This window comes from Mycobacterium sp. (assembly GCF_035314665.1).
Classification (GTDB): Bacteria; Actinomycetota; Actinomycetes; order Mycobacteriales; family Mycobacteriaceae; genus Mycobacterium.
Genome location: NZ_DATFZD010000123.1, coordinates 27,016 through 50,718 on the forward strand (window position 1 = coordinate 27,016; position 23,703 = coordinate 50,718).

Annotated in this window: 25 protein-coding genes and 1 tRNA gene; 14 read left to right on the forward strand and 12 right to left on the reverse strand. The window is 64.1% G+C overall.

All coding sequences use genetic code 11. The annotated features are described in order from the left end of the window. The first annotated feature begins 25 nt into the window (after nucleotides 1–25). From VKI00_RS09220 to VKI00_RS09240, 5 genes are all read left to right on the forward strand, one after another. Nucleotides 26–1,570, forward strand: a complete 1,545-nt coding sequence (locus VKI00_RS09220; protein WP_324436914.1) for a tyrosinase family protein — start codon at nucleotides 26–28, stop codon at nucleotides 1,568–1,570. Between the two features lie 6 nt (nucleotides 1,571–1,576). Continuing rightward, nucleotides 1,577–2,482, forward strand: coding sequence for a DUF2182 domain-containing protein (locus VKI00_RS09225; RefSeq protein WP_324436916.1), 906 nt, complete (start codon nucleotides 1,577–1,579; stop codon nucleotides 2,480–2,482). Between the two features lie 17 nt (nucleotides 2,483–2,499). Continuing rightward, complete coding sequence (locus VKI00_RS09230) at nucleotides 2,500–3,228, forward strand: DJ-1/PfpI family protein (protein ID WP_324436918.1); 729 nt, start codon at nucleotides 2,500–2,502, stop codon at nucleotides 3,226–3,228. 462 nt (nucleotides 3,229–3,690) lie between these two features. Then, nucleotides 3,691–5,256, forward strand: coding sequence for a serine hydrolase domain-containing protein (locus VKI00_RS09235; protein ID WP_324436920.1), 1,566 nt, complete (start codon nucleotides 3,691–3,693; stop codon nucleotides 5,254–5,256). Between the two features lie 84 nt (nucleotides 5,257–5,340). Continuing rightward, the gene (locus VKI00_RS09240) at nucleotides 5,341–6,444 is read left to right on the forward strand and encodes a C40 family peptidase (protein WP_324436922.1); all 1,104 of its coding nucleotides are present in this window, start codon (nucleotides 5,341–5,343) and stop codon (nucleotides 6,442–6,444) included. A 12-nt stretch (nucleotides 6,445–6,456) separates the two neighbouring features. Here VKI00_RS09240 and VKI00_RS09245 read toward each other — a convergent pair whose 3' ends face one another. From VKI00_RS09245 to VKI00_RS09255, 3 genes are all read right to left on the reverse strand, one after another. Further along, complete coding sequence (locus VKI00_RS09245; RefSeq protein WP_324436924.1) at nucleotides 6,457–6,777, reverse strand: barstar family protein; 321 nt, start codon at nucleotides 6,775–6,777, stop codon at nucleotides 6,457–6,459. Then, nucleotides 6,777–7,202 carry a ribonuclease domain-containing protein gene (locus VKI00_RS09250; RefSeq protein ID WP_324436926.1) on the reverse strand — a complete coding sequence of 142 codons (426 nt, stop codon included), beginning with the start codon at nucleotides 7,200–7,202 and terminating at the stop codon, nucleotides 6,777–6,779. Before VKI00_RS09250 ends, VKI00_RS09245 begins: the two co-directional genes overlap by 1 nt. 158 nt (nucleotides 7,203–7,360) lie before the next feature. Then, entirely contained in the window at nucleotides 7,361–8,380 is a 1,020-nt protein-coding gene (locus tag VKI00_RS09255) for a fused (3R)-hydroxyacyl-ACP dehydratase subunits HadA/HadB (RefSeq protein WP_324436928.1), read from the reverse strand. Nucleotides 8,381–8,538: 158 nt separating this feature from the next. Here VKI00_RS09255 and VKI00_RS09260 point away from each other — a divergent pair. Both VKI00_RS09260 and VKI00_RS09265 read left to right on the forward strand, forming a co-directional pair. Then, nucleotides 8,539–8,609: transfer RNA gene (locus tag VKI00_RS09260), tRNA-Cys, on the forward strand. 71 nt (nucleotides 8,610–8,680) lie between these two features. Further along, entirely contained in the window at nucleotides 8,681–10,021 is a 1,341-nt protein-coding gene (locus VKI00_RS09265; protein WP_324436929.1) for an NtaA/DmoA family FMN-dependent monooxygenase, read from the forward strand. A 27-nt stretch (nucleotides 10,022–10,048) separates the two neighbouring features. On the opposite strand, the gene VKI00_RS09270 is transcribed toward VKI00_RS09265, so the two are convergent. From VKI00_RS09270 to VKI00_RS09290, 5 genes are all read right to left on the reverse strand, one after another. After that, nucleotides 10,049–11,380, reverse strand: coding sequence for an MFS transporter (locus tag VKI00_RS09270; RefSeq protein WP_324436931.1), 1,332 nt, complete (start codon nucleotides 11,378–11,380; stop codon nucleotides 10,049–10,051). Between the two features lie 337 nt (nucleotides 11,381–11,717). Then, the gene (locus tag VKI00_RS09275) at nucleotides 11,718–12,560 is read right to left on the reverse strand and encodes an alpha/beta fold hydrolase (RefSeq protein ID WP_324436933.1); all 843 of its coding nucleotides are present in this window, start codon (nucleotides 12,558–12,560) and stop codon (nucleotides 11,718–11,720) included. Between the two features lie 48 nt (nucleotides 12,561–12,608). After that, nucleotides 12,609–13,052: a DUF5990 family protein gene (locus tag VKI00_RS09280; protein ID WP_324436934.1), complete on the reverse strand. Its 444-nt coding sequence runs from the start codon at nucleotides 13,050–13,052 to the stop codon at nucleotides 12,609–12,611. A gap of 20 nt (nucleotides 13,053–13,072) precedes the next feature. Beyond that, nucleotides 13,073–13,522 carry a DUF1003 domain-containing protein gene (locus tag VKI00_RS09285; RefSeq protein WP_324436936.1) on the reverse strand — a complete coding sequence of 150 codons (450 nt, stop codon included), beginning with the start codon at nucleotides 13,520–13,522 and terminating at the stop codon, nucleotides 13,073–13,075. Nucleotides 13,523–13,604: 82 nt separating this feature from the next. Further along, nucleotides 13,605–13,853: a hypothetical protein gene (locus VKI00_RS09290; protein ID WP_324436937.1), complete on the reverse strand. Its 249-nt coding sequence runs from the start codon at nucleotides 13,851–13,853 to the stop codon at nucleotides 13,605–13,607. A 199-nt stretch (nucleotides 13,854–14,052) separates the two neighbouring features. Between VKI00_RS09290 and VKI00_RS09295 the strand changes: the two genes are divergently transcribed. Together VKI00_RS09295 and VKI00_RS09300 are read left to right on the forward strand one after the other, a co-directional pair. Beyond that, complete coding sequence (locus tag VKI00_RS09295) at nucleotides 14,053–14,799, forward strand: SDR family NAD(P)-dependent oxidoreductase (RefSeq protein ID WP_324436939.1); 747 nt, start codon at nucleotides 14,053–14,055, stop codon at nucleotides 14,797–14,799. An 85-nt stretch (nucleotides 14,800–14,884) separates the two neighbouring features. Further along, complete coding sequence (locus VKI00_RS09300) at nucleotides 14,885–15,175, forward strand: hypothetical protein (RefSeq protein ID WP_324436941.1); 291 nt, start codon at nucleotides 14,885–14,887, stop codon at nucleotides 15,173–15,175. 343 nt (nucleotides 15,176–15,518) lie between these two features. On the opposite strand, the gene VKI00_RS09305 is transcribed toward VKI00_RS09300, so the two are convergent. The 3 genes from VKI00_RS09305 to VKI00_RS09315 form a co-directional block, all read right to left on the reverse strand. Then, nucleotides 15,519–16,541 carry a phospholipase D-like domain-containing protein gene (locus VKI00_RS09305; RefSeq protein WP_324436943.1) on the reverse strand — a complete coding sequence of 341 codons (1,023 nt, stop codon included), beginning with the start codon at nucleotides 16,539–16,541 and terminating at the stop codon, nucleotides 15,519–15,521. Between the two features lie 87 nt (nucleotides 16,542–16,628). Further along, nucleotides 16,629–17,021 carry a hypothetical protein gene (locus VKI00_RS09310; RefSeq protein WP_324436944.1) on the reverse strand — a complete coding sequence of 131 codons (393 nt, stop codon included), beginning with the start codon at nucleotides 17,019–17,021 and terminating at the stop codon, nucleotides 16,629–16,631. A gap of 7 nt (nucleotides 17,022–17,028) precedes the next feature. Next, nucleotides 17,029–17,415 (reverse strand): hypothetical protein, encoded by a 387-nt coding sequence (locus VKI00_RS09315; RefSeq protein ID WP_324436946.1) that lies wholly within the window; start codon nucleotides 17,413–17,415, stop codon nucleotides 17,029–17,031. Nucleotides 17,416–17,625: 210 nt separating this feature from the next. Here VKI00_RS09315 and VKI00_RS09320 point away from each other — a divergent pair, with 210 nt between their 5' ends. The 4 genes from VKI00_RS09320 to VKI00_RS09335 all read left to right on the forward strand — a co-directional run bounded on the left by VKI00_RS09320 (nucleotide 17,626) and on the right by VKI00_RS09335 (nucleotide 21,059). Continuing rightward, complete coding sequence (locus VKI00_RS09320) at nucleotides 17,626–18,588, forward strand: nitrilase-related carbon-nitrogen hydrolase (protein WP_324437016.1); 963 nt, start codon at nucleotides 17,626–17,628, stop codon at nucleotides 18,586–18,588. 85 nt (nucleotides 18,589–18,673) lie between these two features. Then, nucleotides 18,674–19,555, forward strand: a complete 882-nt coding sequence (locus VKI00_RS09325) for a TIGR03854 family LLM class F420-dependent oxidoreductase (protein WP_324436948.1) — start codon at nucleotides 18,674–18,676, stop codon at nucleotides 19,553–19,555. Between the two features lie 94 nt (nucleotides 19,556–19,649). Further along, nucleotides 19,650–20,771 (forward strand): hypothetical protein, encoded by a 1,122-nt coding sequence (locus tag VKI00_RS09330; protein ID WP_324436950.1) that lies wholly within the window; start codon nucleotides 19,650–19,652, stop codon nucleotides 20,769–20,771. Between the two features lie 90 nt (nucleotides 20,772–20,861). After that, nucleotides 20,862–21,059: a hypothetical protein gene (locus VKI00_RS09335; RefSeq protein ID WP_324436952.1), complete on the forward strand. Its 198-nt coding sequence runs from the start codon at nucleotides 20,862–20,864 to the stop codon at nucleotides 21,057–21,059. A gap of 12 nt (nucleotides 21,060–21,071) precedes the next feature. Here the strand turns inward: VKI00_RS09335 and VKI00_RS09340 are convergent, their stop codons facing one another. Then, nucleotides 21,072–21,743 carry a nitroreductase family protein gene (locus VKI00_RS09340; protein ID WP_324436953.1) on the reverse strand — a complete coding sequence of 224 codons (672 nt, stop codon included), beginning with the start codon at nucleotides 21,741–21,743 and terminating at the stop codon, nucleotides 21,072–21,074. 163 nt (nucleotides 21,744–21,906) lie between these two features. On the opposite strand from VKI00_RS09340, the gene VKI00_RS09345 reads away from it, so the two are divergent. After that, nucleotides 21,907–23,667: an MOSC and FAD-binding oxidoreductase domain-containing protein gene (locus VKI00_RS09345; protein WP_324436954.1), complete on the forward strand. Its 1,761-nt coding sequence runs from the start codon at nucleotides 21,907–21,909 to the stop codon at nucleotides 23,665–23,667. Nucleotides 23,668–23,703 lie beyond the last annotated feature (36 nt).

Below are 23,703 nucleotides of genomic sequence, written 5' to 3' on the forward strand. Positions count from 1 at the left end.
TTCGGACAACCCAAGGAGGAACATCATGACCGGCTCGTCGATGGTGCGGCGAAACGTGTGGGGGCTCGGTAGCGGCGACTGGCCGGACGCGCTTCTGTGGTATGCGCGCGGGGTTGCCGCGATGAAAAGAAGGCCTCTCGCCGATCCGCTGAGCTGGCGGTTCTTCGCAGCGATTCACGGGTTCGAGCCAACAAAGTGGGGCGGGTTCGGATATTACGACGCCAAACAAGATTCCCCGCCCACCACGACGGAACTGGACCTCTACTGGTGGCAGTGCTGGCACGGTAGCTGGTACTTCCTGCCCTGGCATCGCGGGTACCTGATCGCGTTCGAGCAGGCGATACGCGCGGAGATCGTCGCACTCAACGGCCCGGCCGACTGGACGTTGCCCTACTGGAACTACTTCGCTTCGGGGCAACAGGCAATCCCGCCGGCGTTCGCGAGCACCACATGGCCCGATGGCGACGACAATCCGCTGTATGAGACGTACCGCTACGGTCCTAACGGCGACGGTGACGTCGTGATTCCCCTCGACCAAATCAGCCTCGACGCACTCGATGATCCGTTTTTCGCCGGCTCGGCCGGTGGCGGCCAAGGTTTCGGTGGCGCAGATACGGGCGTTACGAACCACGGCGGGGGTACGCACGGAAACGTCGAGTCAAACCCGCATGATTTGATCCATGTGCTTGTTGGGGGGATACGCACGCCGGGTCTGATGAGCGACCCGGACACCGCCGGGCTTGATCCGATCTTTTACCTGCACCACGCCAATATCGATCGCCTCTGGGAAGTCTGGCGACGCAACTCAACGACCCATACCGACCCAGGCGGCGATACGTCGTGGCCGAAAGGGCCTGCCCCCGCGGGTGGCCCCGCGTTTGCGATGCCCGTCCCGGCCACTACCCCCGGCCAGGACCCGACCCAATGGCTCTACACACCGGCGCAGATGAGCGACCTGGGGTCCCTCAATTACGGCTACGACGACTACGAGGATGATAGAACCACACAGCTAAGTCGGCGACGGATGCGGGCGCGACCGACCCCCGACCAACGCCGCGTGCGAGGACGGGAGATGGCCATGTCTGAGTCGACATCACCGGGTGAGGCGAAACTCATTGGCGCCACCCGTGGCTCGATGAATATCGTCGGACGGGAGTCCACCACCACGCTTCACCTAACGTCGCCCGATGTAGCACCCCGCCGCAAGCTGCGTTCGCACGGCGCTGAGGCAGAACCGCAGCCCGAGCGCGTCTACCTGAATCTCGAGAACGTCACCGCAGCCCGCGACGGCGCGATCCTCCGGGTATACGTCGGCGGCCCTGGCGGTGTCGACGAACAGGCCGCGGGCAGCGTGGCTCTATTTGGGGCGGCTCCGCAGGGCATAGCAGGCGGTGGCACCGCGAACGACGGGCTGACCGCCGTCCTCGACATCACCGACATCGTGGAGGATCTGAACCTCTCCGACAACAAGCTGAATGAATTGTCAGTCCGGGTCGTTCCGGTCGCTGAACTCGACGCCGAGTCAGACGTCAAGGTAGGTCGGCTCAGCCTGTACACGCAGAGCCAGTGACCGGTCATGGCCACGAGGGCTGCGCGCGAACGACAACGGATCCGGCGGTCACTCTGGGCGGTCGCCGGGCTGGCGTGGATTGGACTCGCCGTCGGATCGGTGACCGGTCTTAGCCACGCCACGATGCACCATCGGACGCCCGACGCCGCGATGGACATGTCCAGCGCTGACATGTCGACGATGCAAATGGCCCATCCCGGGGTCATCGACCTTCCGGCGATCGTGGCGGTGCTGGCGATGTCGGTGCTGATGGTGGTCGCGATGATGTTCCCGCTACTGACGATGCCGATCGCGCACATCCGGACCAGAAGTTTCGTTCGACGCCGTCTGCGATCGACCGGGCTCTTCTTGGTCGCATACACCACGATCTGGACCATCGCGTGCGCGATACCGGCGATGGCCTTGTGGGTCGCCGGCAACCAGGGCGTCGATCATTGGTGGCTGACCGGTTTGACGGTTGTCGCGGCTGCAATCTGGCAGTTCTCACCGGCAAAACAGCTGTGGCTCAACCGCAGCCACAGTCATCCGGCGCTGGCCGCCTTCGGCCATGCCGCGGACTTCAGCGCGCTGCGATTCGGGACCCGTCACGGGATCCGGTGCGTGGGCTCCTGCTGGGCGTTGATGGCGCTGCCGTTTGTCGTTGGCAGCTGGCATCTTGCCGCGATGGCCATCGCCGGTGCGTGGATCGCAGCAGAGCGCCTGTCGTCGCCGACCCTGCCCATGTGGGCGATCCGTGTCCCCTCAGGCGTAACCAACGTTGTCCGGGCGGCCGCCATGATCGCGGCCGAGCGCATCCCGGGCGGCTCTCGCCATCGGGTGAAGACCGAACTCTCAACAGTCTCAACGATGGTCACGGGATTTCCGGTGCTACCAGCATCGCGGGCGAACACGGCCGATCAGGGCAGAGCTTAATAACTTGGAGGAATCGGATGGCGCAGAAAATAAAGCTTCCCCCAACTCAGCGGATCGGCATCCTGGTCTTTGACGGTTTCGAGCCGATCGACGTTTTCGGCTTTGCCGAAGCCTTTGCCATTGCGCGCTTCCCCGGCCAGGGTTATTTCTCGAAGCTGCGATACCCGTTCGAGACCGTGCTGATCGCCAAGCATGTAGCGGCGGTGAAGAGCATGAATGGTCCGTCGGCCATGCCGGACTGGGACTTCACGCAGGCGCTCGAGGAGCCGCTCGACGTCCTGATGGTGCCCGGCGGCGGGGGAACCGAGGCGCTGCTCAACGACCGGGCGGTGCTCAAATGGATGCGCGCCATGAACAAGGAAGTGGGCATCATGGCGTCCGTCTGCACCGGCGCGGCTGTTCTGGCGAAGTGCGGCTTCCTTGATGGCTTGCCCGCCGCCACCAACCATGCCAGTTTCGCGTGGGTGGCCCAGCACGGGCCGGGAGTGCTCTGGGACAACGTGGCGCGGTGGGTCGATGCCGGCAAATACGTCTCCTCTGCCGGAGTCTCGGCCGGCACCGATCTCGGCTTCTACCTGGTATCGCGGCTGGCCGGCCGTGCAGTCGCCGAAAACGCGGCGATATCGGCCGAATACGATTGGCACCGCGATCCCTACCAGCCGATCTCCTATCCGCTACAGGCCGACGTTCAAGACGGCTATTCGCAAGGCGCCAAACAGGATTGGGATGACGTGTTTCAGCCGTGACCCGGCGGGTGTAGCCGCAACGGGGGTTCGTGTTAAGTGAGGCGGTGAGCCTGCCGGGATCTGTGCCGACATCTACTTGGACGGTGCGGCCGAGACCCCATCCGACTCAGATGAACACAATGGCGCAGAGCCGGTCTGAGCTCTCGTTCCGCCGCCGAGCGCCAAGTTCGCTGGTATCTCCTGCGGAACCGTGACTTGATGAGCGGACACTGACGGTTCCGACCCGACGAATAGGCTCGCTACCTGCGGTTATGTAGCGAAGATTAGCGGGCTCCAGCGACACGCCGAGGTTTTGTCAAAAGTGGCCAGGCGTGTTTTGTCAATCTTTTCTGCATCTCGACAGCATCTAGAAGAGAATTGTTGGTGCGCCTACTCCTCACGGCGAGAAGAAGTACACACAGGCTCCTGGAGGTCTCAGAACATCGTGTCGGATCTGGCATCGCGATATGACGAACACCGCTGATGAGCGGTGACACGACGGTGCCATCCGTGCGAAAAGCAATCGCTGTTGGAATTGCCTCGCTTACCCTCGCGGCGACTTCCTCGTGTGGCTATGTGGCGCACACAGCGGTGAGGGAGAGCGCGCAGGCAATGCGGGCGCCAGTTGCGGTTCCCGCGTCTACCCCGGCGCCAGGCTCGGCTTCTGTGCCCGCATCGCCGACGCCCGACGCACTTCCCGCACCGGACTTCGCAACGGTCTCCAAGCTGATGAACGATGCGATTGCGGCAGGTACGGCGCCAGGCGGCGTGGTGGTGGTCGGGCATGGTGGCAAGGTTGTCTTCCATCAGGCTTATGGGTCGCGCAAGCTTGCCGGCGAACCGGGGCTAGCTGGATCGCCCGCGCCTGCCGAGCCGATGACCGAGGACACGATCTTCGACATGGCGTCGTTGACGAAGTGCCTCGCAACGGCGACCGCGGTCATGCAACTGTACGAGCAAGGCAAGGTTCAGTTCGACGATCCTGTGCAGAAGTATTTGCCGGACTTCAACACCGGGAACGACCCACAGCGTGCAAAGGTGACGGTTCGCATGCTGCTGACGCACACTTCAGGCGAACCGGAGGACGTGCGGCTCGACGATCCGTGGGGATTGGACAGAGCCGACAAACCAGAAGGCATTCTCCGTGCCCTCACCACGCCGCTGGAGTCACCTCCCGGTGAGTATTTCAACTACGCCGACATCAACTTCATTCTACTTGGCGCGCTGGTCGAGAAACTCACCGGCGAGCCAGAAGACGTTTACATTCAGCGGAATGTCTTTGCGCCGCTTGGTATGACAGAAACCCGTTATCTTCCACCGGCCAAAGCATGTGGTCCACATGTGCTGCGAGGATCCGCGGTTGCCTGGGCGCCTGCGCCAATTGGCGGCATGCCGGGCGTTTGTCCTGCGGGCACGTGGAGCACGAGTCTGTTGTCGCGCATCGCGCCGACGACACATGACGACGAAAGCAGGAACGATCCGGGCAAGAATCCCGATTTTGATTTCCTGCTGCGGGGCGCGGTGTTTGACCCGACGACGCGCCGCATGGGGGGAGTGGCGGGGCATGCCGGTGTGTTCTCGACGGCGCACGATGTCAGCCTGTATGCGCAGGCCCTGCTTGACCGGCTCGCGGGCCGCCCGAGCAGGTTCCCGCTGAAGCAGGCGACGCTGGAATTGATGACCACTCCCCAGCAGCCCGGACATACCGCTCAACAAGTCGAGGCAGCCAACGACGCCGCCCAGGAAGCCATCGCGAAGGCACCAAACACATATGATCCGCTGCTCGCTCCGCACTATCCGGCGATCAGGGGACAAAACCTGCGTGGCTTCGGCTGGGATATTGATACCGCTTATTCCGGCACCCGAGGCATGATCTTTCCCATCGGCAGCTTCGGACACACAGGCTTTACCGGCACCTCGATGTGGATGGACCCCCGCTCGGATACCTACGTCATTCTGCTTACGAGCGCGATCGATCCGCGAGGCGATCCACCGATCGCGTATCTGCGAGGTGATGTGGCTACCGCGGCAGCCCGGACCCTGGGCTGAGCAGTGCGCCGTGTGGTCGGTGGCCGGGCGCCGAAATCGCCGCAGAGGCAACGGCCCAGCGGGCTCAACCGGGTTGGAGCCTTGGTGGGCATCGTCGGCGGTGTCGCGATTGTCACGGCCGTGATCTTCTTTTCTGGCTGGACTCAGGACACCCGGTCGGGCGGCCACAACCACGCCGGCCCTGCGATGATCGGGCCCCGCGGAATGATGGGCCCGCGTGAGATGAAGGGACCCGGTCAGACGCCACCCAGCGCCTTTGTCGCGGTTTCGGTGGCCACGGTGTGGACCACGCCGCAGAGCCCGCGTCCAGTCGACCATCCCGCCCTGACAAATCCGGTCGATATTCGCGGCTGGCTGTCGGACATGACACCGGCCCAGCAGCAAGCACTCACGTCGGACAATCTCACCCAGACGCAGGCCCTCTTCGGCGACCGTGTCTTCGTGGTGGGGGAGCAGGGTGACTGGGACGGAGTACTGGTCCCCGGCCAGCCCACACCGAAGAACGCGCTGGGCTATCCCGGCTGGATTCCCAAGGCCCAGTTGACAACCGATGCAGGCTACGGCGCGCTGCAGGACCACGCTTCCTTCGCGCTGGCCGATCGCGGCATCACCACCTGGCTCTACCGTGAATCCGGACTCTCCGATCAGGAACTCGAGATCAGTAGCAACACCAGGCTTCCCGTCGTGAACCGCACCGACAAGGCGGTTCAGGTGGCCACCCCCGGTCGAGGCCCGAGGTGGCTGGATGCTCGGACGGTGGCGGTGTACGAAAAGCCAACGGACACACCGCATCCCACCGGAGCGGATCTGGTCCGATACGCCGCCGTGTTTGTGAACGTCCCCTACCTGTGGGGCGGTCGTGCGGGGTTCGGGTTCGACTGCTCCGGTTTCACCTCCACCATCTACCAGGTGCACGGCATCACCCTGCCGCGCGATGCCGGCCCGCAAGCCGCCGACAGCCGGGGCCGCCCCGTCGACAAATCCGCGTTGCAACCGGGCGATCTGCTCTTCTACTCGCACGGCAACAGGGACCCCGACAATCCCGACGCGATCTACCACGTGGCCATGTATTCCGGGAACGGCCAGATGATCGAGGCATTCGACTCGACGGCACCAGTGCGCATCACCCCGGTTCGACTGGACGCAGATTACTGGGGCGCGCGCCGCTACCTCGATCAACCGCGGTGACAGATCGTAGTGTCACTTGAGGTTCAGCGGTACTCCAGCGTCGTGAAAGACGTCCTGTATCGCCTCGAACAACGTGCCCTGTCCGTGGCGCACGTCGTTGAGGTACCGCTGCGACAGCGCGCTGTGTTGCCATACGAATTCGTAAGGCCGATTTTCGGGGGTGCCGAATCCGCCTCGCAGGCAGTCGGCCAGTGCGTCGAGATTGCGGCCAAAGTATCCGCCGGGACCGTTGACGGCGGATCCGATCTCGCGATAGAAGTCATTGGCGGACTTGATCTTTCGACCGTCGATTCGGAAGATAACAGGTCGGTCTTCGCGTGGCTCCCGTGCCATCATTGCCTCCCCGCGCCAGTGATCCGGCAGAACGAGTCATAGTGGTCGCCGGTGTAGAAGTATTGGGTCGGATCGGTCAATGGTGCTCCGCCAGTGACGATGCGCCTGAGCGACCGGTCTCGGGCACGCGGGGTGATCACGGTGTACTCGTGGTAGTACCCCCTGCGCTGCTTAGGCAGATGACCCTCGTGATTCACGAACACCGCGCCGTCGCTTTGCGGAAACGGGAAGGGGCCGCCTGCGTGGATGCGCCGCACTGTGTCGCCCACTTCGGGCGGCAGGGTGGTCATCGGGCACGTCGGCTCGTTGACGCCACTGACTGTCGTCGGTGCCGGCTCGGAAGAATGGGTCCGCGCCAGCATCCATCCGCCGACGATGACGATCAGCGCGCACAACGCGACAAGTGCCAACTTGCGTCGACCCACGTGTGCTCCTCGCTGCCGGATGCCTCGATTACGCCGGACCCCTCATTCTGGCTTGGTTCGGCGCGGGGGCGTGCATCGGCGCTGGCGTTAACCCGCACGCGCTGTACGGGTTCGAGTCGTGGACGCTGTCATGCGCGAACAACGTCACAGCCGGCAGGTCAGCGGAAGCGAATGTTCAACGTCGCGAGCCCGAAGATCTTCTTGCCATCGGACTTCGCGCCGACAATGACGACACCGGTGCGGGTGTCAGGGTCGAGCGACTTGATCCGGCCACTGAACTCGATGTCGGCGCCGTCGGTGGCCGACACGATCGCGGGCGCCGAGAGCCGCACCGCGTAGCGGGTCACCGCACCGGGGTCACCCGACCACGCTGAGGCGAATCCGGCACCCACACCCATGGTCAGCATTCCGTGGGCGATCACATCGGGCAGGCCCGCCAGCTTGGCGATGCCCTCGTCCCAGTGAATCGGGTTGGCGTCGCCGGCCACGCCGGCGTAGTTCACCAGATCGCCGCGGGACAGTCGCGCGTGGTGCATCGGTAGCTCGTCGCCGACCGTCACCTCATCGAAGGATGGTGTGCCAGGCGTGCGGGTCGTGTCCTCGGCGATGCCTATCTCGCCCTCGGGGCGCACCGTCTTCCGGTACTCGGATTCGCCGATTCCGAAGAGGTCCACGTCGTGCATCATCATCGTCTGCACGGCCGTCTTGATCGCCGGATCGACGTCCTCGGCGGTGAGACCGACGACGGTGGTGTGCAGGGTGTGTACCCGTTCGCCGTCAGTGTCGGTGAAGGTGTTGGTGACTGTGATCAGGTCTCTGCCGGCGATTCTGCGCACCGACGTCAGTTCGACGTCGACGTGCAGTTCGTCACCGGCCACGATCGGGCGGTGCTGCTCGAACACCTCTTCGGTCTGCATATACGTGTCGTAGCCGACGACCACCTGCTCGAACATGAGGCGGTTGCAGGTCATGCCCGGGGTCGACGTGAACGTCAGCGGCGCCACCAGGTCCGAATAACCCAGCTCAGCGGCGGCCACGACGTCCCAGTGTGCGGGATGATAGTCCTGCACTGCACGGGCGTACTCGCGTAGCTTCTCGCGGCCCACCAGGTAGGTGCCGTCCATCTGGTAGTAGTGGCCGACCCGCGATTCCAGCTCCGATGCTTCTGCAGTGGTCATGAATTTGCTCAACTTTTCTATCGGCGTGTTCGCGGACCCCGACCAAGGCACCCTAACGTGCGGGCACCGTCTGGACGGCAGCGATGCCGCGCGGAAATGATCGGGCCGAGCGAAATGATGGACCGCCAGGGGTCTGAGGTGGCACGGTGACGGCTTGTGCGGGTGTGGCTGAGCGGCTAGGCAGCGGCCTGCAAAGCCGTACACACGGGTTCGAGTCCCGTCACTCGCTCCGCGAAAGCTGAGCAGCAAGCCGTAGTCGGCGGAGGACTATTTCGACTCCTCGCCGTGTTGCTGCTCAGCATGAGCACGCAGTTGCACTTCAACGCATTCATCTGGCCCAACGGGTATCACGAAGCCGCATGGCGCGTAGTTGATGACGACGTTCGCAACGTCCTCGGCCTGTCCTACTACGCCGATATCGCGCGGATCGCTGAGCGCGGCTTGATGGACTCGATTTTCCTGGCCGACAACATCGCGATCGCCGAGTACCGGGCTACCTATCTCCCGCAGACACAATTCGATCCGATTTCGGTGCTGTCGGCGCTGGCCGCGGTCACGAGTCACATCGGCCTGATCGGGACGGGCTCAACGACCTACAGCAAGCCGTGGGAGCTCGCCCGCCGGTTTGCGACGCTGGATCACCTCAGCGGCGGTCGCGCCGGCTGGAACATCGTCACGACCGTCACGCCGCTGGCTGCGGCGAATTTCGGTGAGCGGTTCCATCCCGAGCGTGCCGATCGGTATACGCGCGCTCACGAATTCGTCGACGCCGTCACGCGTTCGTGGGACAGCTGGGAGGACGACGCGGTCATCGGTGATCGCGAGCGCGGCGTGTGGGCAGACCGTGCGAAGCTGCACGCGCCACGCTTCCACGGTCAGTACTACGACGTCGAGGGGGTCCTGCCGTTTCCCCGCTCGCCGCAAGGGCACCCGGTGCTCGTTCAGGCAGGACAGTCGGCAGCCGGAGTCGGGCTGGCCGCGCGCTACGCCGAGGCGGTGTTCTCCGGGCCGCCATCCCTCGAGGCCGCGGTCGCCTTCCGGGCTGATCTGCACGCGCAGGCCGCTGCTGCCGGCCGCAACCCCGACCAGGTGTTGGTGCTGCCTGCGTTGATGGCCACGTTGGGCGGCACCGAGGCCGAAGCGCAGGCACGAGCGCGGCGACTCGAGGATCTGGAGAGCCCGGAGTTTCGTTGGCAAAACGCTTTGTACACAGCCGGACTCGATCCCGATGGTTTCGATCCGGACGCTCCGCTGCCGCCCAGGCTCTGGACTGACCGGTCGGCACCGTCAAGCCGCGCCGAACAGCTCTATGCGGCCGCGCGTGCGCGACCGAACGCGTCCTTACGGGAGATCACCCGGCCGGCGAGCGGAGGCGCCGGCGGGACGCAGTTCATCGGCACTCCCGAGCAACTGGCCGCTCATATGATCGCGTGGCAGGATGCGGGCGCGGTCGACGGCTTCACGTTCATGGGATCGACGCTGCCGCATGAACTTACGGCCTTCGTCGATCATGTCGTGCCGATCCTGCAGCGCCGTGGCCGATTCCGCACCGAGTACACCGGCCAGACGTTGCGCGACCACCTTGGGCTTGCGCGGCCGGAGGGGAGTGCTACCGGGTCGCCGCGGCGTCAATCGGCTTGATGATCAGCGAACCAGTCGAGCGTTCGATCAACCACACATCGCAGTCAGGTGTGCCTCGACTCGCGGCGCTGGCGCCGCACCGCTGACGGTCAGCAACTCAGAGGCCATCACCGTCGCGACGTCGCGCGGATAGGTGCGGCGTGCCAGGCATAACAGCAGCCCGGCGGCGATGACCAGCGTCACCAGCATGATGAGGAACGTATGGCCCAACGCGGTGGCGGCGCTCGCGGCCGCGCCGGCGCGTTCGCCTCGCCCTAGTGCGGTGGACACAGCGCCGAATGCCACCGGTGCCAACCCCGTGGATATCGACACCAGCGCGCTCCGCACCGCTTCGGCCGTTCCCCACAGCCGGGAATGCACGATGTCCAGCCTCGCCGCGTTGAGCGGTGGGTTCACCCCGCCCATTGCGATCCCGGCAAGAAACGCGAACGCCAGCGCGAGCGGCAGGCTGTCGGTCAGCAGTGTCGGAAGGATGAACACCGCCGCTGCGAGAAACGTCACCCCGCCCACCACGATCCGTGCACTGATGTGGCCCCGGGCGGTCAGCCGGTCGGCGATGCGTCCGGTGCTGAGCACGCCGATCAGCGCGCCGACGCCGAGGACGGCGATGAGCACGGTCGCCTGGGCCTGGCCGATCTGAAACCGGCCACACAGCAAGGCCACCCCGAAGGTGCTTAACCCGGTGGAGAAGAAGTAGCCGAACGACGACCCCACGGTCAGAACGACATTGGTACGTATCGAGAGCACCCAGCGCAGGTCCCGCCACACCGAGCGACGCCGCGTACCTTCAACTGAAACCCGCGGATCCTCTGCTGCGTGGTCGCTGAGGCGGCTGTGGCCGCCGCGTAGCGGTTCGCGGAGCATCGTCGCCACGGCGACGGCCAGTGCGAATCCCACCACGGCCAGCCAGCAGAAGCCCAGCCGCCAGCTGAGCGCGCCGAGTTCCCCCGCGACCAGCAGCCCCACCGCCGTGTAGGTTCCTTCGCCGGCGAGCACAAGCCCATACACACGACCCCGCTCGCTCGGCCGGAAGTAGTCGCCGACCAGCGAGGCGACCACTGGCCCCGAGACCGCCATCCCGGCGCCGAGGCCCACCCGGCTAGCCAGCAGCCAGCCGTAACTGGGGGCGGCTGCGCTCAACGCCATTGCCGCCGAGCACACCAGCAGCGCCATCCACAGCAGCCGAACCCGTGCGGTGCGATCGGCGAGCGGCCCGGCCAGCAGCGTGGCAAGCGCGCCGACACCGGTCGATACGGTGACCAGCAGCCCAACCTGGATGTCGTCGATGTGCAATGACTGTTTGAGCGATACAACCAGCGCGCCAACCGTCCCGCCATCGGCGCTTTGCAGCCTTACCACCAGAGCGAGCAAAACGATTGGTTTGAACCGCCGGTGGTCTAGCGCGCGAGCCGAAGTCGTTAAGCGAGAGAACCTTTGGAGCCTTGCGCCCGGGAGTCCCGATCGAGCATCTCGGGACGCCGGCGCATCTACGAGACACTCTGCCGCGGAGGCGCACTCTGCGGCAGCCGGCACGACCTCAAGATACCGTGCGAGACACCGTATTTAGCCCATCCCCCGCGCGAGTCACAGTACTCACGCCCCACGTTCAGATTCAGTTTCACTGTGGGATGTTAGCGGTCCGTGGTGAATTAACGCGGACCGCTATCCGTCACACAGGCAGGCTATCCAGTCGCGGTCAGTCGGTTTGGTGAGCCGCGAACCAATCGAGCAGCAGTTCGGCTAACTTGTCGGGTTGTTCATCGGGTATCCAATGCGAGACACCGGGCAGGATCTCGAACCGATATTCGCCGCTGACGTATCGAGCAGTGTCGTGGGCTGCTTTGGGAAGCAACGCGGTGTCGTGGTCGCTCCACACGTACATCGTTGGCGCAGAGACCTTTTGGTTAATGGCGCGCGGATCGGATAACGGCATCGCGCGGTACCAGTTGATCGCAGCCGTCAGCGCTCCGGGTCCGCTGATGGCCTGTGCATCTCGCTTGGCCACGGCCGGTATTTGGCCGGTTCGTCGCAGTGATTCGGAGATCATGGCGCCGTTGCGGCGCAGGAGCAGCCATTCCGGTATCCGCGGCAGCTGAAAGAAAAACATGTACCAAGACGCCAGGCCCTGGCGACTGTTAGTGAACGATTTGAGGAACGCGGCGGGATGCGGCACCGAAATCGGTGACACGGTGGCCAGCCGCTCGGGCATTTCGGCCGCGGCGGCCCACGCGACCGCGGCGCCCCAGTCATGCCCGACGAGGTGCACCCGTCGTGCACCGCTGGCGTCGATCAGCGCGCCGAGATCGGCGACGAGTTCGGGTATGCGGTAGTCGCGGCGGCGGGCGGGCCGGGCACCCGGTGAATAGCCCCGTTGATTGGGCGCCAGGCAGCGGTAGCCCTGGGCGGTAAGCCGGTCGATGACGGCGTTCCAGCTGTCGTTGTGCTGCGGGAAGCCGTGCAGCAAGACCACAACGGGTCCATCGGCCGGTCCGGCATCGCGGACATCGAAGGTTAGGTCATTGCGGCGGTAATGCTCCATGCGTCAAGCATCTCGCATCCACGTGCCAAGCCGCCGCTCTGCCCCCGACTACCTTGTTGAGCTCCAGCGGATCATCGGCGGCTTCACCCGCGCGCATAACGGATGCCCCTTAGCGTCGGTGAGACCGAGGGTTCCGACCAGCGTCCCCGACCTCGCGGCCGCATCGAGGACGTCGGTCGGCACGTCGGCGAGCATCAACTTTGCCCGCCGAAACATCGTGAAGCGACCCTTATCGTCGACGTCGCCCCAGCTCAAGTAAATGAATCGTGCTCCGGGCCGTCCCTGAATATGCGGCCCGCGGACATCGGTTCCATCCACGGAACAATCCAGCGTCCACTCCGCTGACGCCGCATCGCCCGGATGGAGGCCTAAGAGCTCATCACGACGGTTCTTGCGCTGCACGCCGACGTGGATGTTGGAGTATCCGGGGAAGTTGTCGCCGGCGCAGCATTCGCGCCCGGGTAGCTGAGTACCTACGATTCGGATTTGCACGCTCTCATTGTTGCGCGTAGTTATGCGGCCCCTTCGATGAACCGCCTGTGCAATTCCTCTGTGAGGGTGTGGATTTGGCGGGTCAGCTCGGTGTTGGTTTTGAGCTCGAGCTCCTGAGCTCCGAAGTCGTGATCGGCTTTGGCCTGTTGGAAGGCCGATTGACGGTTCTGGCCGATCATGACGAACGTCGACAGAAAGATCGCTTCAAGTGACACCACCAGAGTCAGCGTCGGCCACGGGCTCTTCTCGAGAACCACCATCCACACGGCGAAGAGGACGGCGTGAATCCAGACGAAGTTCATCGAGCCGGCGAATGCGGTGATGGTATCGGCCAGTCGCAACTGGAATTTGTCGCTTCGTCTCCTAGCCTCCTCCAGCACGGCGGGATGGTGGCGTTGGTTGTTGCGCAGCAACCGGTGCGGAATGAGTTGAGGAGTTAGCCGATTGCTGTTGGAGTCTGGCGTTGTCACGTTCAGTCCTTCCGGGGCCGTAAGGCTTATTTTGGCCTGAAGGTCCTGAACATGTGGCACCTTATCGGCGGAGTTGAAGACGCTAGTGCCGCAATCTGTTGAGCTGTTCATCGACCTGTAGGGCGCTGGCGGCGGTCTTGTAGCTCTCGACGACACCCTCCAGCCGTGCAGGGGAGCCCTCGAAGCAGGCCCAGTCAAACACGGCCTGACATACGTGGTCGGCCAAACTGCGCAATATGCCATCCCGAGGAGGGTTGTCGATGACCCTGATCGCGGCCGTGCAAAGCATTCCCTTGTCGACGTTGTCGTCCTGCAGGGCCCGCCGAGCCATTGTCAGGAGCGCCCGAGTATGTACACCCTCGAAATCCATCAATCCCCCGTGCTTCCTAATAGGGTTGCAGCCCGTCCGCCTGCAATGCACCAGACCGGCCGAGTGGTTAACCTAGCCGAACAATGAGTACACGCCGGCCACGTTCCGGTAACAGAGATACATCGGTCTCAACCGAAATCGTTGGTGGTTTGGAGGAATCATGTGCAGCGCAACGTCCCAGCGAGCACTGGATCTGGCCGGCCAGACCGTCGTACTGATTGGTGGCAGCGCCGGCATCGGCCTGGAGACGGCCAGACGCGCACGCGCTCACGGCGCCAACGTGATACTCACCGGCCGCAATCCGGACCGGCTCGCCGAAGCCGCCGACGACGTCGGAGCGCAACAGACTGCGGCATTCGACGCCACCGACGACGATGCCTTGCACGGCTTCTTCGAAACCTTTTCCGCCCCAGTCGATCACGTGATGGTCACCGCGGGAGGCCCACGCTACGGGCCGCTGCTGGAAATGGACTCGGACGAAGTGCGCGACGTACTCAGCGGGCACGTAACGCTGTATCTCGCCGTGGCGCGCCACTCGGTGGGCAAGCTGACGCCGCACGGCTCACTGACATTCATGGGCGGCACCGGTGGGCGTCGTGTCACCAAAGACCTCGGCATCGTGTCTGCGGCCACCGCTGCGCTGCCTCCGTTCACCGCCGCCCTGGCCCTCGAGCTCGCACCCGTTCGCGTCAACCTCATCGCCGCCGGCTTCGTTGACACACCACTGTCCGCCGCGCTACTCGGAGATCAACTCGAGGAGCGTAGAGCCGAGCTGCGCGCCAAGCTTCCCATCGGGCGGGTAGTCGGTCCCGCCGATGTTGCCGCACTGGCGGTACACCTGATGACCAACACGGCGCTCACCGGCACCACGTACGACATCGACGGCGGCCAGCAATTCGTGGATTGAACGCTGCCCACAACCATTTAGTTGTCAAGCGTCGGTCAACTTTCATTCATCTTTCTGGGGTGCCAGCGACGTAAGATCCCGACACATGAGCGAACCTTCGTCCGGGAGTGCTGGAAGCTTGGCGGCAGACGGCAAGTGGCAGCCGCAGCGGTGGGAGACCGCCTTCATCTACGAGACGCATGAATCCCTGCAAGAGGTGATCGATCAGGTCAGCCGACTGACGAACTCCTACGGAGCAGAGGGGTGGGAGATCGTCAACTCTGCGGTCCAGCGAACTCAGGTCGTACACCACTTCAAGGAATATGACCAAGTCGGGGACCGGCTTTTCGAGTGGGGCGTCGTTTGTACGATGAAGCGTCCGCTCCCGCCCGGATAACGGGTTGTTGGCTGCGATTCAACGCGTAAGCCACCTGTGTCAGCACGGAGTTCGGCGAGCTTGATCTGATCGGGCGGGTCTGCGTCACACTGTCGACCCATCGATGTTGTTCGGCCGAACAACGACCGCGAACCGGCCAGTGACGAAGATGACGGTCAAGGTCCGGGAGGGTCGGCCCGCCGAACAGGCACAAGCTGCTGTTTGGGCTCAAGTCGAGGCTCCAGCACGCGACCGGCGCTGCAGATGTTGACATGCTGTTAGCCCTCGAGGAGACGCCAGCCAGTAACGCCATCGAACTCGGCGAGCTGATGCCCGAAATCGGCGCGTAGCCAGCGGCCCGGAGTCATGACTGTGCGGGCGGGGCGGCGGCGTAGTCAGCGTTGAACGTAGATTCCACGGCGGAAATCAGTTCTGGCGCAATAGCGGTGTCCAGATCAAGGGACAATTCGCGGTTTTCGACAAGGCTTGTGGTGGAGAGGTTTTGGCTGCCGATGATGAGTGAGGTGTTGTCGGTGAGCAGCATTTTCTCGTGAATGTAAAGGCCTGATTCGGTGTTCGGGAACAGGTGCACCGAGCAGCCGGCGGCCGACACTTCGGCGATTGACTTGGTCCACGCCGGGTCCTGGGTCATCACGATGCGGCATTGCACACCGCGGCTCGCGGCTTTGTCCAACGCCGATACCACCGCGCGGTCTTTGAGTTCTTGGTTGGTGAGATCGATACTGCGGGTGGCCCGGTCGATGTGCTGCAAGAAGCTGGCGCGCGCCATCGGCGACCAGATGAGGTTCGGTGCGGGAGTGGCCTCTGGCGGCCGCCCGGACGGCGGGGTGGTGTAGTCGGTATCGAACGTCGCGGCAATGGCGGCTACGTCGGTCGGATTGGTGTCCAGCACCCAGGCGTCGCGGCTGGTCGAGTAGTACTGCGGTTCGAGGTTGCCGGTGCCGACCGTCGCAGTGGCGTCGTCAACGGTGATCGTTTTTTGGTGATAGATCACGCCGTTGGGAGCCCACCTGACCCCCACGCCGGCGTCGCTGAGTTGTTGGAAGGACGCGGCGTTGGTTTGGCGGCCGCGGAACGCGGCGTCGAGAATGACACGGGTGTCGAGGCCCCGGTTGTGCGTATCAATGAGTGCGTTCACCGCGGCGGGATCGGTGAGTTCGTACATGGTCATCCGGACCGAGCGGGTCGCACCGCTGATCAGACCGATGATGGGGGCGTACCCCGCGTCGGGCTCCTGAATCAACTGATAGTTCGCATCGGCCGCGCGTGCGGTCGGCGCCGTGCAATTAGGCAATTCAACGCAACCGAAGCACGCCAGTGCGCTGGTTGCCACAGCCATAAGCCGAGCGATGGTTGCTATCCGCATGCACCCAAGCCTATTGAGGCTTACCGACACCGACGGTGTGGCAGGGCCGCGTGCGCTTGAAGGCTTAGGAGACCAGCGTTTCGCTCCTCACGGGGTGCCTTCCCAGTGCTTTGCAAGCGGCGTGCCGGCGAACCTCGCCAGCATCTCGCGGGACAGCAACAACACGGAGCTGCGCGGACGGTGATTCACCACCAGGCGCTGGGCCGTCCCGGCGGCGTTGAAAGTAACCAGGACGATCACGTAGAGCGGCGCGCCACGCACTGCTGAGGTGTAGTCCTCAAGGAAACTGTTCTCCCCGCATGGGCCGGCGTAGTGGAATTCTTGGAACTCGTATATTTCGCGGGCGGCGACCACAACTTCGTGGACGGCCTGCGCGCCTTGGATGGCGCCGTCCCATGCCGGGCCCTCCCCGGTGACGTCGTCAGCGAGATTGTCCAGCCACGCCGGGTAGTAGGGCTTGCCCTTGTATATCGATGCCATGGCGCGCCTACGGTGTGCCTTGCCAATGCTTGGCGTAGGGGGTGTCGGCGAACTTCTCGAGCATCAAGCGAGAAAACTGCAGCATCGCGCTGCGTGGCCGGTGGTTCACCACGACGCGCTCGGTCTGCCCGGCCGAGTTGAGGGTGACGAGGACCACGACGTAGGTCGGCATGCCGCGGACTGAACTCGTGTAGTCCTCGAGGAAACCGTTGTCGCCGCAGGGACCGGCGTAGTTGAACTCCTGGTGGTCATACAGTTCCCGGGCAGACACCAGAATGGAACGAACGTCGTCGGCGCCGCGCGCGGTGCCATCCATCGCCGCGGCCTCCAAAGTGACGTCGTCCGCCAAGTTGTCCAACCATGACGGGTAGTAGGGCTTTCCCATGTACGTCATATGGCGCCTCCCGTGGAATCCGGCGGTGTCCGCGGACGATCTTGATCTGAGACGATGCGAGTATCCGCCCTCGGGCCGCTCTGTTGCGTGCAATCAACAGAATTCGGTGTCACGACAACCCATAGACGGATCCCGCACAAATGGCCCGAACAGCAAGTCATGAGCACACACTGTTCCCATCGCCCGACACAGAACGGGAGGACGGAAGCTGTGACTACAGTCAGAGCCGCGGCGGTTCAACTGAGCCCGGTGCTCTACAGCCGCGAAGGAACCGTCAACCGCGTCGTCACAAAGATCGATGAATTGGCAACGCGCGGCGTGCAATTCGCTGTTTTCCCGGAGACAGTTGTGCCGTATTATCCGTACTTTTCGTTTGTGCAGCGTCCGTTTGAGATGAGCGGCGAGCAGATGCGGCTGCTGGGGCAGGCAGTCACCGTGCCATCGCAGGCGACGCACGTGCTCGGCGACGCCGCACGACGAGCGGAAATGGTGGTGTCTATCGGCGTGAACGAGCGTGACGGTGGCTCATTGTTCAACACTCAATTGCTTTTCGACGCTGACGGAACATTGATCCAGCGTCGGAGGAAGATCACCCCCACATATCACGAACGGATGGTATGGGGGCAGGGGGATGGCAGCGGACTTCGAGCGGTGGACAGCGCGGTGGGTCGCGTCGGTCAGTTGGCCTGTTGGGAGCACTACAACCCGCTGGCCCGATATGCGCTGATAGCCGATGGCGAGCAGATCCATTCCGCGATGTTCCCGGGATCGATCTTCGGCGACTTGTTCGCGCAGCAGACCGAAATTCAGGTGCGCAATCATGCCCTCGAGTCGGGCGTCTTCGTGGTTGCCGCGACGGCTTGGCTGGATCCGGATCAGCAGGGGCAGATTTCGGCCGACACCGGTTGTCCGGTGGGCCCGATCTCGGGTGGCTGCTTCACCGCGATCATCACTCCGCAAGGAGAGCTGCTCGGTGAGCCCCTGCGCGCGGGTGAAGGAGAGGTGATCGGCGATCTGGACTTTGCGCTCATTGATAAACGTAAGGCCTTCATGGACTCGAGCGGACATTACAGTCGGCCCGAATTGTTGAGTCTGCTCATCGATCACACACCCAGACCCCATGTACACAGATCGCCAGTCCCTGTTGACGTTGAAGCGAGCGACCGCGGCTGAGGCTGCATCCCGAACTACGTCCCGGGCAGAAAACACGGCGGTGCTGTGTTGCGGTACATACGCGACAAGACAGAGGGAGACGCAGGTGAAGATTCGCTTCGGGGTGAGCCTGGGCTTGACCATCGGTCCAGGACAGCTCGCTGGCATCGTCGATCACCTGGAAAACAGCGGGGTCGACTCATTGTGGTTTTCCGAGCTGGTTTACACGCCGGCAGTGGATCCCATGGTGGGCATGGCCTACGCGCTGGCCCGGACAACCCGGTTGAAGGTCGGTACTTCAGTCGTGGTCCTACCAGGGCGGCATCCGGTGCTGGTGGCGAAGCAATTGGCGTCGCTGGCGGCCCTCGCGCCCAAGCGAGTTCTGCCCGTCTTCGGGCTACGCTCGGCGATTCCCGCCGAGCGCGAGCTGTTTGTCGTTCCCGACGGCGAGCGGGCGGCGGTGTTCGACGAGTCGCTGCAGCTGCTGCGGTCGGTGCTGGTCGAGGATTCCCCGAGTTATGCCGGCCGGTATTTCACCGTTAGCGAGGCGGCGGTAGCGCCTCGGCCGGTACCTCCGCTCGACATCTGGTTGGGCGGTTCAGCGCCGGCGGCATTTCGGCGCATCGGCGCGTTTGGCGATGGCTGGCTAGGTAGCTTTCTGACGCCAATTGAGGCCCGGGCGGCGCGCGAAGCGATCGAACATGCTGCGGCGCAAGCAGATCGACAGATCGAGCCAGACCATTTCGGGATTTCGTTGGCCGTTGCTGACGGCGAGTTGCCGGCGGAGGTGGCTACCGCCGTCCGCCGGCGGCGGCCCGATGTGGATCCGGAGCAGCTGATCGCAACGAGCTGGAACCAGCTGCATCGCCAACTCGACGCCTATCTGGAGGCCGGTTTGACGAAATTCGTCATTCGGCCGGCCGGTGAAAGGCCGTTCGAGGACTTCATCGATCAATTTGTCACCGAGCTCGTCGCTCGACAGAACTGATGGTTAGGCGCTTTCTCGACATATTCGTTAAGACCGTGGGGACCTACCACCTTCGTCGATATATTCAAAGCTTGAATGCGGCGGCGGTGTGGTGATGGTTGCCTGGCTGGGCTTCGTGGTGGGGTTCCTCGTCGTGACGAGCGCCCTGCTTAGCGTTGTCGGCACTCTTGTCGTGCCACGCAGTGTCGATTCCCCGATATCACGCTGGGTCGACCACGCCTTGGACGCTTCGTTCTACCAGCTGACCAAGCGGGTCCGGTCGTACGAGCACCGTGACCGCATCCTCGCGTGGCAATCGCCACTGTCGTTGCTGATACGCCTGGCGGTGTGGCTCGGGCTCCTCGTTGCCGGTTTCGCGCTGCTGCTGTTGCCGAGCCTCGACGGGAACCTCTCAGCGGCGTTTTCGCACGCCGGGTCGTCGATGTTCACCCTCGGTTACGCCGCCCCCACCGGTACCGGCAGCACGACGCTCGAATATTTGGCGGCGTTCACGGGGCTGGTTGTCATCGGCTTGCAGGTCGGCTACCTGCCCACCTACTACGCCGCATTCAACCGGCGTGAGACCGAAGTCAGCCTGCTTACCTCACGCGCCGGCGTCCCGGCGTGGGGGCCCGAGATTCTGGCCCGCACTCGCTGGGGGATCGAGGACAGCGACATACCGGCCCTGCTCGACGAGTTGTTCGTCGCGTGGGAACGATGGGCCGCCGAGGTCGCTGAGTCCCACACCACCTACTTGACATTGGCGAGGCTCCGCTCACCACGGCCGCTGTCACACTGGCTGATCGCGCTGATCGCGGTGATGGATGCCGCTGCCCTCCACTTAGCGCTGTCCCCGTCGCAACAACCCAAACTTTCCCCGCGGCTGGCGCTTCGGATGGGCTTCGTGGCGATACAGCAGATCGCAACGGTCATGGGGCTGTCGGTACCCGACGATCCTGACCCCGATGGGCCGGTCACGGTCACCTTCGACGAATTCAGATCCGCTACCGCAATGCTGCGCGAAGTCGGGTACCCGATCGAACAGACCGACGAGGAAGCCTGGCCGCATTTTCGTGGCTGGCGCGCCAACTACGACATGCCCGCGTTGTTGTTGGCCCGCCAACTTGACGCGCCGCCGGCTCTGTGGACTGGTCCGCGGCGATGGCCGTCGGCGCCGATCGCGCCGCGGCGCCCTCCCGCCAGATTCGCGCGGGACGCCCGACGACGCCGAACGTAACGAAGTACCTTGGGCGGCAATTAAACGCTTGCCGCGCAGCTGCACGCAATCCGCGGGTGGGGCCAAATCCCGACCACCGACCGCTACGCCATGCTCAGCACGATCCGGCAGCCGACGTTGATCATGCACGGTGTCAAAGACGTTGTTGTCGACCCGGTCAACGCCATAATTCTCGCGGAGCACCTTTCCGGTGCAACACTTTTGATGTTTCCCGACGCTAGCCACGGCGCACGGTCGCAACACTTAGACGTCTTCCTGGCCAACGCACGCCTATTCCTCAACAGCTGAAAACTTGGGTAACTAACCGTTTGTGCCGAACGGTTCGCCGTCAAAGCGCTCCCGGGTGGCGAGTTCGGCGACGCTGTCGCGCCTGAGCTTCGTCACCTGCTTGCGCGGCTTTCCGATCGGCAACACCGCGGCAACGGCGTATGACTCCGGCACGCCGAGCAGATCGCGGACCCGCGGCTCCTCCGCCACCGCCATCGTGGTGATGGTGCCCCCATAGCCCTCGTTGCGCGCGGCCAACAAGATGTTCCACACCAACGGATATATTGACGCGCCGCTGATCACCCCGATCCGGTCGAGGTTTTGATCTATCGCGGCGACTACCTCGAGATTGACGCAGGCCACAAGCACCACCGCGGCGGTGAGCAGCGGCGCGGTGAATTGCGACGGCACTTCGGTGGCCGCTATCTCCGCCGCCGACGCCTTCGGTGGGTGCAGTGGGTTCCACGGGCTTTCGCCGCTGGCCAACTGGGCGACATACCGTCGGGCGCCCGTCGTCGTCAGCTCGGCCAGCGCCTCGCGGGTGGCCCGATCGCGCACGACGATCACGTGCGTGCCCTGCCGGTTCCCGCCGCTGGGCGCGAACCGCGCGTTGTCCAGGATGCGTTCGAGCACATCGTCGGGCAGCGGATCGCCGGTGAACTCGCGAACCGCGGCGGTAGTGCGCATTACGTCATAAAGCTCCATCAGCCCATCCCGATCTCGGTAATTCGTTGGCACTGTCGCGCGTTTCGAGCCACGTTAGCTTCTAGCCAGGTGATGGAAGTCCCCAACCCCGTCACAGCAATCGCGCCGCTCTTGACGCGTCGCTGACAATTGATTGTCGAGCGCGCACGAAGGGGTCGCGACTATGCCCACCTTGGTATCGGTCAACGTCGGTCTGCCGAAGAACGTCGCGTGGAACGGTCGCACCGTCTACACCGGAGTGTGGAAGCAGCCGGTGGCGGGCCCGCGGATGGTCTGCCGGCTCAATGTCGACGGCGACGGCCAAGGCGACCTCGGTGGGCACGGTGGCGAAAACCGCGCCGTGCTGGTGTATCAGCTTGACTCCTACCGGTATTGGTCGCGCGAACTGGACCGCGACGACCTGCAACCCGGCCATTTCGGCGAGAATTTCACGGTCGAGGGTTTGCCGGACGATGAGGTTTGCATCGGCGATCGATACCGGATCGGCCAAGCCGTCTTCGAAGTCAGCCAACCGCGGGTGACCTGTTACCGGGTCGGCTTGCGGCTGGGGGAACCGCAGATGGCCGCACTGCTGGTCTCCCACCGTCGCCCGGGGTTCTACTTCCGGGTCATCACCGAAGGACAGATTGAAGCCGGTCAAGACATAGTCAAAGTCGGCTCAGGACCCGAGCAGGTCAGCGTCGCCGAAATCGATGCGCTGCTTTACCTTCCCGGCCATCCACGCGACGCATTACAACGCGCCTTGCGTATCCCCGCGTTGAGCTCCGGCTGGCGGGGATCCCTGCAGAACCTGCTCACCCAGGCTGGCACCACGTCGACATCGGCCGGCAACACCGGCCTGACGGCCGCCGCCAGCAGCCCCCCGCCGGCTTGGGCCGGGTTCCGTCGCTTGAAAGTCACGGCAACCCGAGACGAGAGCCGCACCGTTCGCTCGATCACCTTGGCCGATCCCGACGGCGCGCCGCTGCCGCCTTGGCGGCCCGGCCAATCGATCGCCGTGCGCCTATCCCGCGAGGACACCCGCGAGACGTTGATCAGGAACTACTCGCTGTCGAACTGGGCCGGAGCGGGGACCTACCGGATCAGCGTCAAACGCGAAACACACGGCGCAGCAAGCAGATACATTCACACCCAGGTGAAGGCCGGCGATATCCTTGAGGTCGCGGCGCCCCGCGGTACGTTCTTCCTGACCGAATCCGGGTCACCGGTCATCCTGATGTCCGCGGGCGTCGGAGTCACGCCGGTGCTGTCCATGCTGCACACCTTGGCCGCGACCGAATCTCCACGGCAAGTCTGGTGGCTGCACGCCGCTCGAGGTCCGTCCCAGCACCCCTTCGCGCTAGAAAGCCGGGCGCTGCTCAACCGGCTCGGCAACACCCACCTTCGCATCTTCTACACTCGATCCGAACCGGGCGAGCCGCTCTCGGCCGACGCCGAGCAGGGCCGGCTGTCCGCAGCGACGATCGCCCAACTCGGGCTCCCCTCCACCAGCGACGTATATCTGTGCGGGCCCGCGAGTTTCATGGACGACGTCAGTGCGGGACTCGCGGATCTTGGCTTCAAGCACGCGCAAGTTCACACCGAAACATTCGGCGCCACAGCCGCACTCACACCCGGCATCGCCGCGTCGACGGTCCCGCCGCATCTACCGGTCGGTCCACCCGGACCGGGGCCGCAGGTGCAGTTCGCGCGCAGCGGCATATCGGCACCATACGGTCCACCGGCCACCAGCCTGCTCGAGTTCGCCGAAGCGTGTGACGTTCCGGCGCGGTGGTCATGCCGCACCGGCGTGTGCCACAACTGCGAGACGGCGCTGGTCTCGGGAGCCGTCGACTACACCCTCGAGCCTCTGGAACCGCCTGCGCCGGGCAACATCCTGTTGTGCTGTAGCCAACCGGCCGAACCGGTGGTCGTCGACCTGTGACTATCGCTGCGGTAGCGGACGGGTACGCACGAGTGT